General features: G+C 66.2%; 10 protein-coding genes. 9 read left to right on the top strand and 1 reads right to left on the bottom strand.

Annotation, left to right across the window (positions count from 1 at the left end):
• Positions 1–663 precede the first annotated feature (663 nt).
• The 4 genes from dnaB (at position 664) to RR49_RS04875 (ending at position 4,753) form a co-directional block, all read left to right on the top strand.
• Positions 664–2,028 (top strand): replicative DNA helicase, encoded by a 1,365-nt coding sequence (dnaB, locus tag RR49_RS04890; RefSeq protein WP_045246938.1) that lies wholly within the window; start codon positions 664–666, stop codon positions 2,026–2,028.
• Positions 2,029–2,124: 96 nt separating this feature from the next.
• Complete coding sequence (locus tag RR49_RS04885; protein WP_048809256.1) at positions 2,125–2,949, top strand: SMODS domain-containing nucleotidyltransferase; 825 nt, start codon at positions 2,125–2,127, stop codon at positions 2,947–2,949.
• A gap of 47 nt (positions 2,950–2,996) precedes the next feature.
• On the top strand, positions 2,997–3,884 hold the full coding sequence (locus tag RR49_RS04880; protein WP_048809255.1) for an S-4TM family putative pore-forming effector: 888 nt from the start codon (positions 2,997–2,999) through the stop codon (positions 3,882–3,884).
• On the top strand, positions 3,881–4,753 hold the full coding sequence (locus RR49_RS04875; protein WP_048809254.1) for an SMODS domain-containing nucleotidyltransferase: 873 nt from the start codon (positions 3,881–3,883) through the stop codon (positions 4,751–4,753). Before RR49_RS04880 ends, RR49_RS04875 begins: the two co-directional genes overlap by 4 nt.
• 35 nt (positions 4,754–4,788) lie before the next feature.
• Here RR49_RS04875 and RR49_RS04870 read toward each other — a convergent pair whose 3' ends face one another.
• Positions 4,789–5,100 (bottom strand): hypothetical protein, encoded by a 312-nt coding sequence (locus tag RR49_RS04870; RefSeq protein WP_048809253.1) that lies wholly within the window; start codon positions 5,098–5,100, stop codon positions 4,789–4,791.
• A 272-nt stretch (positions 5,101–5,372) separates the two neighbouring features.
• Between RR49_RS04870 and RR49_RS04865 the strand changes: the two genes are divergently transcribed.
• From RR49_RS04865 to RR49_RS04845, 5 genes are all read left to right on the top strand, one after another.
• Positions 5,373–6,131: a TnsA-like heteromeric transposase endonuclease subunit gene (locus tag RR49_RS04865; protein ID WP_048809252.1), complete on the top strand. Its 759-nt coding sequence runs from the start codon at positions 5,373–5,375 to the stop codon at positions 6,129–6,131.
• 250 nt (positions 6,132–6,381) lie between these two features.
• Positions 6,382–8,316, top strand: a complete 1,935-nt coding sequence (locus tag RR49_RS04860; RefSeq protein ID WP_052672002.1) for a TnsB C-terminal domain-containing protein — start codon at positions 6,382–6,384, stop codon at positions 8,314–8,316.
• Positions 8,313–9,491, top strand: coding sequence for an AAA family ATPase (locus RR49_RS04855; protein WP_045246935.1), 1,179 nt, complete (start codon positions 8,313–8,315; stop codon positions 9,489–9,491). The genes RR49_RS04860 and RR49_RS04855 overlap by 4 nt, the downstream gene beginning before the upstream one ends.
• Positions 9,491–11,905, top strand: a complete 2,415-nt coding sequence (locus RR49_RS04850) for a TniQ family protein (RefSeq protein WP_048809251.1) — start codon at positions 9,491–9,493, stop codon at positions 11,903–11,905. Before RR49_RS04855 ends, RR49_RS04850 begins: the two co-directional genes overlap by 1 nt.
• Positions 11,902–12,099, top strand: coding sequence for a hypothetical protein (locus RR49_RS04845; protein WP_045246933.1), 198 nt, complete (start codon positions 11,902–11,904; stop codon positions 12,097–12,099). Before RR49_RS04850 ends, RR49_RS04845 begins: the two co-directional genes overlap by 4 nt.
• Positions 12,100–12,421 lie beyond the last annotated feature (322 nt).

Here is a 12,421-nt window from a genome sequence, read left to right as displayed (position 1 = left end):
CCCGGGGGGAGGGCCGTCGACGCGGTGCGTGCGTGGTGCCCGGGGGCGGATGCGACGCCGGCGCGCCGCGTCTGCACGGGGGCGGACGGGCGGACCCGTGACATCCGGCGATGCGTTGTGGTGATGAGGTTCATCCGTCTCACCTCCTCCTCAGGTAAGTGCCGCTGCTGCGGTGATGCGGCGAGTGTATGCACGTCGTTCGAGTGGACGGAAGCGGGTTCATGTCCGGAAATTCCGGCCCCTCACGGCCCCCTTTCGCCCCCTCCACGGTCCGGAATTCTGCACAGTTCGTCACGTCGAACGCACAACCTTCAACCCGGCCTTCAACCAGGGACTTATTCACACCCGTGGATAGTGTTAATGCCTGATCAGATTGCAAAAAGTGACCGCAAATCGTTACGTGGAGCACGGCTGTCCACAAGCTGTTCCCACAGGATCGGCGGCGTGTTTCCGCATTTCTCCACAGAGTTATCCACAGGGGTGTTTGCGTGGCGATAACCCCGTGTCTAACGTGAAGCGGGCGTCTCGCGGAGGGTCGCGAGAGCGGTGTCGGAGCCCGGTGTTCCAATGGGGGAACTCGGGTGGAAACGACTCACGCGAACCACCGAGACGATCGAATGACGGGGATGCCGCGGCATCCCGAACTGCTGGAGGGGAGCCCGGATGACGCTGGCCGACATCTCGGATGAGCGCTGGGGCGGACCACGCCAGAACGAGCGCACGCCCCCGCATGACGCGCTGGCGGAACAGAGCACCCTCGGCGGCATGATGCTCTCCAAGGACGCGGTCGCCGACGTCATCGAGACACTGCGCGGTGTCGACTTCTACGTGCCGAAGCACGAGCTGATCTTCGACGCGATCCACTCGCTCTACGCGCACGGCGAGCCGACCGACGTCGTCGCCGTCACCGACGAGCTCATCAAGAGCGGCGACCTGCAGCGCGCCGGCGGCGCCGACTATCTGCACAGCCTGACCTCTATCGTGCCGACCGCGGCCAACGCCGGCTACTACGCGGGCATCGTCTCGGAACGGGCGCTGCTGCGCCGCCTCGTCGAGGCCGGAACCCGCATCGTGCAGATGGGCTACTCGGGGCAGGGCGAGGCCGTCGACCTCGTCAACAGTGCGCAGGCCGAGATCTACTCGGTGACCGGTGCCCAGGAGGCGGAGGACTACGTCGCGCTGACGTTCGCCGTCGACGCGGCCGTCGAGGAGATCGAAGCGGCCCGCGGCCGCGACGGTCAGATGACCGGCATCCCGACCGGGTTCCAGTCGCTCGACGAACTCACCAACGGCCTCCACGGCGGTCAGATGATCGTCGTCGCCGCCCGTCCCGCCATGGGTAAGTCGACGCTCGCGCTCGACTTCGCGCGGGCCGCGGCCATCAAGCACGACATGCCGACGATCTTCTTCTCACTCGAGATGGGGCGCAGCGAGATCGCGATGCGTCTGCTCAGCGCGGAAGGATCGGTGCCGCTGCAGAACATGCGCAAGGGCACGCTCGACTCGCGCGACTGGACGACGATCGCCGCCACCCGTGGCCGCATCAACGATGCACCCCTCTACATCGACGACAGCCCGAACATGACGCTCGTCGAGATCCGCGCGAAGTGCCGGCGGCTCAAGCAGCGCGCGGGTCTGAAGATGGTCATCATCGACTACCTGCAGCTCATGACCAGCGGCAAGCGGGTCGAGAGCCGCCAGCAGGAGGTCAGCGAGTTCTCGCGGGCGCTCAAGCTCCTGGCGAAGGAGCTGCAGGTGCCGGTCATCGCGCTGTCGCAGCTGAACCGTGGTTCCGAGCAGCGCCAGGACAAGCGTCCCCAGGTGAGCGACCTGCGTGAATCAGGCTCCATCGAGCAGGACGCCGACATGGTGATCCTGCTGCACCGCGACTCCGTCTACGACAAGGACACCCGCCCGGGCGAGGCGGACCTCATCGTCGCCAAGCACCGCAACGGCCCGACCGCGACGCTCGAGATCGCGTTCCAGGGTCACTACTCGCGGTTCACCGATATGGCCGCGGGGGTCTGAGGGAGCTGTAGGTTCCACGCCGAAATGACATATTCCACGGGTAGTTGGCAGGCACTTGGCATCTCTGCCACTTGCTGTGGACGGAAGGATTGATAGGTGGGCGACACCGCCATCGGTTGGCTCTCTGATCTCAACGCGAAGTACACACCGAGCTCGAACCAGTTCGACGCGGCCCGAGGGCATCGCGCGTCCATCGAGTCGCGACTCGACAGCGACCTTGGCGTGCGCGAGATGTTTGAGATTGGATCGCTGCGACACGGGACCGGCGTTTGGATCTACAGCGATGCGGATTATCTGGTGTCGCTCAAGGGGATCCGCCCGGAGTCGATCTGGACCATGCTCGAGAAGGTTAAGAGCAGCCTCGAGACACGGTTTCCGAGCACCACAATCAGCACGCGCCGACCCGCCGTGGTGTGCAAGTTCTCGGACGGAACCGTCGAAGTCGTGCCGGGCTACCCGGCAACGACCGGCTACTGGATCGCGCATCCTTCCGGGGGGTGGATGCTCACACATCCCAAGGACCACAACGCGTACGTCAACGGGGTGAATAGTCGGCACAGTGGGGCCGTCAAGAAGCTGGCGCGCGAACTGAAGGTCTGGAAGTACAAGCGGAACGTTCCAATCTCTTCGTGCTACCTGGAGATGCGGGCCGCGAAGTATATGGATGGGCAGGCCACGTATTCGGCGGTCTGGGATCTCCATGGTGCGCTGAAGCATCTCCAGGATGTCGGGCTGGCCGCGATGAACGATCCGACCGGACTGGGTTCGCGTTTCACCGCGTGCTCATCCGACACGAACAAGGCGGACGCTCTCTCGAAACTGAACACCGCAGTAGCGCGTGCGGGTCGCGCCAAGGCCCACTGGGCCGCTGGCGAGAATGCCGAGTCGATCGACGATCTCAAGCTCCTGTTCAACCAATGACGGCTTCGCACGCGGGCCGTGACTATACGCCGCCAACGAGCGCCACGATGCGCGAGCGGCAGAATCACACGGACGCACTCCGCTTGCTGATCGCGCAACGTCGCATTTACAACGTCGCGAAGCGATGGCAATCCGCTCGATGGGTCGGCGTGATGATCATTGGCATCGCGGCGCCCGTGCTGGCCATCGTCGTCCCACAGGCAGCGGTCGTCGTCGGCGCCATCGCGGGAGCTTGGCTCTTCTTCGGACGGACAGCATTCGCGTGGGGTGAGACCCTGAAGATGGGGAGGGCAGCTGCGGTCCAGGAGGATTTCGACCGTTACGTCTTTGCCATGCCCGTGACGATTGCCCGAACGACAGCGCCAACCCGAGAGGACATCGCCGCCATAGCCGGAGATCGTGCGCAGACTCTCACCATCGCGCGACGTGAGAAGCTTCTCGACTGGTATCCGATCAGTCTCGGCGCGTCAGGGGCCACGTCGGTCGCCGTGTCCCAGCGAGCAAACGCTGCGTACTCCGATCGTCTACTTCGTGCCACCGTGGCCGTCTGGGCCAGCGCAAGCCTCGGGTGGGCGTTGTTGATGACGATCGTGAGCCTGGCGGCGGGACTCAGCTTGGGCACGTTCCTCGTGGGAGTGCTTCTCCCCGTGTTGCCAGCTTGCCTCGATGCATTTGAGTACATCCGGAGCACGTTCCTGGCTGCCCGAGATCGCCGCGATCTCGCCGCGACCATTGAGTCGCGCCTGCTTACCGGAGCAGCACTTGTGGACGGTCAGGAGTTGCTGGTCTGGCAGGAACGGATCTACGAGCTCCGCCAGACCACGCCGCAGATTCCCAACTGGCTTTACCGACTGTTGAGGCCGAGGAACGAAGCGGCGATGCATGCCGCCGCTGAGGATCTGACCAGGGGGCGGTCAGACGAGGAGGATGTGTGACGCTGACGACAGCCCAGGCGTTCGCGAGCTTTCAGGAGAGCCTGACGGCCACGGCCTATCAGACCGGAACGTTGATACCGGCGAGGAGGCGAGGCGTGGAGGAGCGCTTGAGCGGAGCCTTCCCATCCTCGTCCGATCTTCCGTTTTCCGAGTGCAAGATGATGGGTTCTGCCGCGAAGGGAACGATCATCCGACCATTCGACGATGTCGACGTACTGGCTGTGTTCTCGAACGTGAAGAACGCGTGGAACACGTATCAGTGGGACTCGCAGAGCTTCATCTACCGCATCCGTGCGGCCTACAGTGGGCTTTCGGTTCAACAGGTCGGCACTCGGGGGCAGGCCGTGCGCGTGTTCTACGAGGGAGGTGGTCACGTTGACATCGCTCCCGTATTCGAAGTCGGCAGTGGCGTCTACAAGCTGCCTGCGGGTGACGGCACATGGATTAACACCGCTCCGTTCATCGCTTCCAACTGGTACGCGGATCGCCACCGTGATCTTGGCTACCAGTTATCGCCCGTGGTTCGGCTCCTGAAGGCGTGGAATCGCGCACACTCACGACGACTGCGGTCGTTCCATCTTGAGACGGTGGCCGCGACGGTCTTCGGGCAGCTCGGGACTGATCATCGTGTCGCGGTGCAGCGCTTCTTCGAGTGGTCACAGACGAGGTTGGCAGTGGCGGATCCGGGAGGGCAGAGCGGCAACCTGAGCGGCTACTTGTCATGGAATGCACACCAGGACGTCGTGCAAGCCCTAGAGTCGGCCCGGGTACGCGCGGCGAATGCGATTGCGGCGGAACAGCGTGCGGACCACGCGGAGGCCAAGCGCCAATGGGCCGTCGTCTTCGGGCCCGACTTTCCGACCAGCTAACGGTCGCGAACTCAGATCGGGCGCGATCGTCGCCGTCAGGATGCGGAGCGCTCGGTAGCGCGATCCTCTTCGACGTACTGGCTCGCGGCATTCCACCAGGGATTCTCGCGGACGCGGTACAGGATTGTCCGCTCGCCGGGCACGCGCTCGACGAACTCGATGAAGTTCGCGCGGCGGAGCTTCTGGATCAGCGGATGCACGATCCCAGGTGAGAGCCTCGTCGCGTCGGTGATCGTCTTCGATGAGAACTTCTCGCCGCGCAGGCCCGCGATCTCGACCATGACGCTGTACATGTAGCTGTTGCCGAAGACGAGCCGGGATTCCTCCGGCGCGATGGGCTCCAACATGGTCATGTCCTTGAGTGTCGCATACGGGCCCGACGCAGGGCTTCGGTGGGGATCGTCGGGCGTTGATTTTGTGGTCTCTACATTTGTATCCCTGACGGTGACTTGTTATCTATGTGACATGCATTACAGTGAATGTCACATTCACTAGTATTCGTGACTCGCATATACCGAATTAGCCTGGGCAAGCAAGTGTCCGAACCTGAATCGTATTTCGCGAATCTGTAGCGGAAGCATGCATTCTCCCGGACCGATTCGACCCTCACGCTGGCTTCATGACGGCGCGCGAGCAACTCGGGACGCGGGGCGGATCGCGCGAGGCGGATGTCGGCCTGATGGTTCGCAAAGCGGGTGGCGAGGTGGACGTTGTTCCGCTGCAGTCCGCTCGATTGAGCATGTTCGACGCCGCCGTTCCGTGGCGTGATTTTCGCTGGTACCGGGGGCAGCGGCACTTCTCGGGCAGCTACTGGTCGGCGACCATGCAAGCGCATGTCGGGTACGAGTCGCGGCTCGAGTACGCGAACCTGCTGCTGGCCGACTTCGACCCTCGCATCGACTGGATTCTCTCTCAGCCGTTCCTCCTCGAGGGGGAGGACCAGGGCACACGCCGCCGCCACATTCCCGACTACCTGATCGTTCACGCGGACCACACCGCCTGCGTGGTGGATGTGAAGCCCGCCGCGAAGCTCCTCATCCCGAAGGTGCGTGACTCGCTGAGTTGGTCGCGGCGTGTGATCGAACCCCACGGGTGGGAGTACCGCGTCCAATCCGAGCCCGATGAAGTGTTGCTGCGCAACGTCCAGTTCCTTGCCGGCTACCGCCGGTCCTTCCAGTTCGCCTACGGCGACGTCACCGCCGCGCTCGGCGAGCTTAGATCGCCCATGGCGTTCGGCGAGGCAGTGCGCACGATCGCGCCCGCCGCCGGGGGGCTTCTCGCAGCACGCGCGCTCGTCCTGCACCTGCTGTGGACCCGGCGGCTGAGCACTGACCTGACCCGACTTCTGAGCGCCACGAGCATCGTGACGCGGGCCTGAAACAACACCACCTCAACAACTGAAGGAGATAGCGATGAGCAGCACGTGGACCCTGAAACCCGGAGTGGACATTGTCTACGACGGCGACGCCTGCACCGTTGCAGAGATCTGCGACGGCGCGGTCATCGTCCGTACCCGAACTGGGCAGATTCGGCGCCTGCGGATGATCGACGTTCTGCGGCCGCGCGCTGAGGGAGGTACGACACGCATCCCCGGAAACAGTCGCGATGAAGACGCACTTCCACTAGGCGTGATCTGGGCCGATGCCAGCGAGGCGGTCCGCGCGGTGTCCGCCGAGCGCGCCGATCACGTGCGAGAGATCCTCACCGGCTACCGGTCGGGTGCGGCTGAGATCGCACGGGAGGGCGAACCGAAGCTCGCTTACCATCCGGAGCGTCGCATCGAAGAGCGGATCGCGGCGAAAGCGCTCGAGCTCGGCAAGGGTCGTCGGACCATCGCGAGGTGGGTGGCGAGATACAAGGATGCCGGCGAGATCGGACTGATCGATCATCGCAAGGCGCAGCCCGGCAAGCTGCTCGTCAACTTCGACGACCGGTGGGTCGCGGCGGCACGCGAGGTCATCGATGAGCAAACGCCGGAGTCGAAGGTCGCGAAGAGCATCATCATCGCGAGAGTGAACGCCCGAGCCGAACGCACCCACGGGCCAGGTACCGTTGCCGCCCCTTCTCGCAGCGCCGCATACAAGATCCTCGACGAGCTCTCCCGAGGCCGCGCGACCTTCTCCGGGAGCACCAAACGCAAGCGCTCCAACGCGAACCGGCCGCCCGCGCCCTACGGTCGCCTGCACGCCACCGCACCCGGCCAATACGTCCTCCTCGACACGACACCGCTGAACGTCTTCGCCGTGGCCCCGGTGACCGGCAAGTGGGTCGCCGCGGACCTCACGGTCGCGATCGACCTCTACTCCCGCTGCATCCTCGGCATGCGACTGACGCCAGGCTCAACGAAATCCATCGACGTCTCCGGGGTGCTCATGGAAGCGTGCCAACCCTTCGACACCCCCGCGGACTGGGGCACGACCGCACGATGGCCCTTCCACGGCATCGCCGGTTCCGTGCTCGTCGACCCGACGCGCATCCGCGTCCCGCGGTTCGTTCGCGCGGGGATCCTGCCCGACACGATCATCGTCGACCACGGCGCACCATACCTCTCGGAGCACGTGACCAGCGCGTGCGCACGCCTGGGCATATCCATCCAGCCTGCCCGCGTCTACCAGCCCACCGACAAGAGCCCCGTCGAGAGGTTCTTCCGCACCCTCGACACGTTCCTCCAAGAACTCCCCGGCTACAAGGGCGCGGACGTCGGCGGCCGCGGCGACGATGTCGAGGCCGACGCGGTCTACACGGTCCCGCAGCTGGAGCAGATCATCCGCGAATGGGTCGCGACTGTCTACCACCTCCGACCCCACGACTCCCTCGAGGATCCCCGCCTCCCGGGCGTCAAGCTCAGCCCCGCCGAGAGATACGACCAAGGGCTCGCCGTTGCCGGGCAACTGCGGATGCCGATCGACCGGAGCGTCCTCCTCGAGCTGCTCCCGGTCGTGAAACGGCAGTTCAACCACTACGGCGTCGAGATCCACAAGCTGCGTTACACCGGCGACTCGGTCGCGAAGTATCGCAACCGTGCCCGGTCGATCCATCGCGACAAGGGCACGGAGTGGCCGTTCGTGGTCAACCCCGACGACCTCACGCAGATCTACTTCCACGACCCCGAGGACGGCACCTGGCACACCCTCGAGTGGGAGCACAAGGGAGCGTTCGACACGCCGTTCAGCCTCGACGCGCTGGAGTACGCGAAGAAGATCGCGATCCGCCAGGGCCGCCCTTCCCAGGTCGACGACGTCGCCGCCCAGCTACTCGAGGATTGGGGAGCCGGACGCGCACTCACCCCGTCGGAGCGGCGGATGAGTTCCCGCATGGCCGCGCAGCTCAACGAGAAGGATCCCGCGGCAGACGGGGTGTGGTCGCTGCGCACCGTCCAGCGGATGCTCGAGGCCGAACTGAGCCCCATTACCGACCTCGGCCTGGAGCTCACCGGCGAGGTCCGCGATCCGCGGAAGCGGGTCGACATCCCGGGAACGGGGGATGACGACGACGAGGACGACATCGACGAACCCACGATCCGATCCGACTACCACTTCGAGCCGATGGAGATGATCCAATGACCACCACACTTTCAGGCGAGATCGACGCGCCTCGCCGGCAGCGGAGCCTGTCCACCTATGAGGGGTGGAAGGACTTCGCCGAGCGCCCCCCGCGCGAGAAGCCCGCGCTGCTCACCCCGGAGCAGCTCGGAGCGCTCGATCCGGATGCGTTCGCGCGGTACAACGCGGAGCGTCGGGCGTGGCACGCGAACATCCTGCTGCGGACCCGGCAGGTGCACGGTGTGCACCTGCAACTGGGTGACATTCTGGACAGTAACCTGCAGGACTCCGACCGGGTCAAATCCGCTGCTGCCCTCGACGCCCCGCCGGCTCTCGGGAAATCGACGGTCGTGAATACGTTTGGGCGCGACTTCCACCGTCAGCGGATCGCAGAGGTGGGTGAGTACCTCGACGAGGATCGCGACGTCCTCCACCTCCCGGTCTGTCACATCACCGTCCCAGGGCGGCTCACGATCAAGGGTCTGCACATGATGATCCTTGGGTTCTACGCGCACCCGGCGACCGCGGGGATCCTGCACCGTTCGATGGCTGGCCGGGATCTGGCGCGGGCGGCCGCGGACTGTATCGAACGGCACGACACTCGTCTGGTGATCATCGACGATCTGCACTTCATCCAGATGCGCACCCGTGACGGTGTCGAGGTCGCGAATCAGTTGAAGTGGCTGTCCAACGAGTACAGCGCCACGTTCCTGTTCGCCGGTGTCGCGCTCCGCGAACGGGGTCTCGTCGGTGAGGGCGCGACGGGGAAGGAGGCGGCGATGGCGCAGACGTTCCGGCGTTGGACCGTGCTCAGCCTCGACTCGTACAGTTTGCGCACCAAGCAGACCCGCCAGGAGTGGGACAGCCTGCTGTGGCACATCGAACAGGCCCTCGTGCTCGCGGATGCGCACGAGGGGATGCTCGTCGACATGTCGCGGTACCTGTTCGCCCGCACCACGGGCAACATCGGATCGCTCATGGACCTCATCCGTCGCGGCGCGTCCCGCGCCATCCGCACAGGCGTCGAGCGGATCGACCGGCAGCTCCTCGATGACATCCGCATCGACGAGGGAGCCGAAACGGAGCGCCCCGAGCTGCAGGCCAAGCACGACCGGGAGGATCGGGCCCGCCGTGAGCGGCGTCGGCGTCGCCTGAAGAGCGACGGCGCCGAAGAGACCGGTGAGGAGGCGGCCTGATGAGCGAGACGTCCGGTGCCGTGCGTGTCCTCCCGTTTCGGGTCCGCCCCTTGCCGGATGAGCCGTTCGACTCCTGGTTGGAGGCTTCGGCGGCCGCTACCCGTGCGACTGTCGCGGAGATGGCGTGTGCGCTCGGTCTAGTGGAGCAGGAGGGTGGCAGGGCGGTGTCGGCGACGTCGTGGATGGCCGCGCAGTGGGCGACCGAGCTCACGGACGCTCAGGCGGCACGGCTGGAGCGGTCCACGGGAATTCCGGCGGAGCAGTTCCAAGAGATGACGCGAATGCGGTTCGCACGGCACGCGATCCGCTACACCCGGCAGGGGAGGATCAGCTTCCGCTGCCCCGTCGGCGGGATGGCGGGACGGTACTGCCCCGAATGCCTCGCTGACTCCGGCGGCAGGTGGCGGATGTCGTGGCAGTTCCCGTTCACGTTCGCGTGCGTCAGGCACCGCCGCATTCTCGCCGACGAATGTCCGGTGTGCCGCCGCCCGCCGCGGCGCACCGGGCATCCGCTCGCCGGGATCCCGAACCCCGGGCACTGCCACAGTCCCGTCGCCGGTGCCGGGACAGGGCCGATCGCGAGCCGCTGCCGCGGCGACCTCACCGCGCACCCCGAACGCATCGCCGCACCCGACGCGGCGCTGCACGCGCAGCGCCGAATGATGCAGATCCTCTCCACCGGCGAGGGCCGGTTCGGGATCTACGCGGACGCCCCGCAACCTGCGATCACCGTCCTCGAAGACATCCGCCTCCTCACCCGCGCCGCAGGTGTCGCGCTCAGCGATGGCGGCGACCTCGAGATGCCGGAGCTGGGAACGAGACTCCTGGCGGTGGTGCCTCGGGATAAGCATGCGTGGACGTGGGCGGGACCGCCGACCGCGGCGGGCGGCGCGGTCGGTACGACGATCGCGATCGCCGCCCTCGAAGACCCCGACCGTGCCGTTCGGCTGTTGGCTGGGCGCCTCGCGGTGAGCACGTCGTACACCGGTCAGACGCCGCAGCTGCAGCGACTGATCGCCGCGTCCCTGGGCCGCACCCGACGTCCGACGCTTTTCCTGCAAGCTGCGCCCGCCTCGGACGTGGACCCCGAGGAGCGGGCGCGGAAGGTGCCGGCGCAACTCTGGGAGGAGTGGACGAACGCGCTCACCCCACGCCGCATCAACAGCGACGTCGCCGCGTCCGCGCTGGCCGCGGCCGTCGTGTTCACCGGCACACGGCTGACCCACTCCGCTGCCCTCGCCCTCTTGGACTCGACGGCACCCATCCGTCAGGTCACTCATGTGATGCGCGAGTTCGGGAGGCCGGGCGCGGAGACGCCTGCCCTCGCGGCGATCCTCAATCTCGCCGCCTACCTCGACGCGCACGAGACCCCGATCGATTACGCACGTCGCCGCAGACTCAACTGCACCGATCTCCTTCCCGACGAGGAATGGCATCGCATCTGCGCCCGGGTGAATGTCCAACCTGGCGCCGGCGCCAGGCATCGCCAGGCGCGCGCCCACCTCTACCGGGCCATCACAGGCAACTCGATTCGACGCGCGCCGGAAGGATGGGATGCCGCCGGACTGTCCCCGCGGACGGTGACGACCTTCACGATGGCGCTGCCGGACTCTGTGCGCCGTGAGCTGACCGAAGTCGGTCGTGCCTTCCTGCTCAGCCGAGGAATCGACGAGCCGCTCAGCTGGGCGCCGCCGCTGGCGACGCACATCGAACCCGCCGTCCGCAGCGACACCATCGGTGAGTGGGCGACGGCCAGACCCGCGCGGGGCGCACTCGACACCCCATCTCGCAGCCGCGAACTGATCGCCCAGTACCGTGACGGCGCAACCACCTATGAGCTCGCACGACGGACGGGAGTATCCCGGCAGACGGTGTCGCGTGTGCTCGCCGACGGCCACAGCACCCTCCGCCGCGGACGGCCCACCACGTTCGTCATCGACGAGGACTGGCTACGTGAGCGATACGAGAAAGAAGGGATGACGCTGCGACAGATCGCTGTGCTCGTCGGCTGCAGCGCCCCCACGATCGCGCACCGCATCCAAGCGGCAGGCATCGCGATGCGACCCGGCCCACACGACCGCACCCCTCATCCGCTGGCAGGCCGGTCACGACTCCTCCAGCGCGCCCTCATCGGCCGGAACCCCATCGAACGCGCGCGCCGATTCCTCATCGCCACACAGCACGCCAACGTGCGCGCCGCCGCGGCGACCATCCGCACGACCCAGAGCTCACTGAGCGCCCAGCTCGCCAGCCTCGGCGCCGACGTCGGCGGAGACCTGTTCGTCCCCGCGGCACGCAACAGGCCGATGCGTCTCACCCCACTCGGCGAACGGCTCGCTCGCGAACTCCACCGCGCCCTCGCCACTGACACTCATGCCCAAGCCACATCACGGACCGAAGAGGAGAAGTCATGATGACCGAGAAGAAGCGCACCTCCAGCCGTCTGCAACGAGCAGCGCGGGAGCGCATGAAGCTGACCGGGGAGAAGTACACGGCGGCGCTGATGGCCGTGATGGAGGACGCCGGGTCACAGACTGAGACCAGTTCGCCGCCGACCACGCCCGCCGGTTCACTGGGCGGGTCCGTCGACCGCGAGACGCGGCGGTGATCCCCAACGCTCCCGAGTACGGCGATCCGGTCCTCCAAAACGGCACGATGCAGTGGAACAACTCCGGGTGGACCGACAAACCGTGGTCGGCACCCCACCTGGCGCCGCTGTTCACCGAGCTCACGTCAGCGAAGACCGCTCCGAGCTGGGCGCGTCGTGCGGTGAAGATCATCCACCGGCACACGCGTGAGCACGGCGAGCCGCCGACGTTCCGCGAGCTGTTCACCGAACTCGCCACCCAAGACCCCCACTTCGATGACCACGCCGAGGCGTGGTCGTCACGAGCGATCCGGGGCCTCGTTATAGTGCATTGGCGCAGGCA

The sequence above is a fragment of the Microbacterium ginsengisoli genome (genome assembly GCF_000956535.1).
Taxonomy (GTDB): domain Bacteria; phylum Actinomycetota; class Actinomycetes; order Actinomycetales; family Microbacteriaceae; genus Microbacterium; species Microbacterium ginsengisoli.
This window is presented reverse-complemented; position numbering and strand designations above follow the sequence as displayed.

Excerpts from the sequence above, each read along its gene's own strand:
- RR49_RS04865 (WP_048809252.1), top strand. The coding sequence starts at position 5,373 with ATGACGGCGCGCGAGCAACTCGGGACGCGGGGCGGATCGCGCGAGGCG.
- RR49_RS04850 (WP_048809251.1), top strand. The coding sequence starts at position 9,491 with ATGAGCGAGACGTCCGGTGCCGTGCGTGTCCTCCCGTTTCGGGTCCGC.
- RR49_RS04845 (WP_045246933.1), top strand. The coding sequence starts at position 11,902 with ATGATGACCGAGAAGAAGCGCACCTCCAGCCGTCTGCAACGAGCAGCG.
- RR49_RS04870 (WP_048809253.1), bottom strand. The coding sequence starts at position 5,100 with ATGTTGGAGCCCATCGCGCCGGAGGAATCCCGGCTCGTCTTCGGCAAC.
- RR49_RS04855 (WP_045246935.1), top strand. The coding sequence starts at position 8,313 with ATGACCACCACACTTTCAGGCGAGATCGACGCGCCTCGCCGGCAGCGG.
- RR49_RS04880 (WP_048809255.1), top strand. The coding sequence starts at position 2,997 with ATGCGCGAGCGGCAGAATCACACGGACGCACTCCGCTTGCTGATCGCG.
- dnaB (WP_045246938.1), top strand. The coding sequence starts at position 664 with ATGACGCTGGCCGACATCTCGGATGAGCGCTGGGGCGGACCACGCCAG.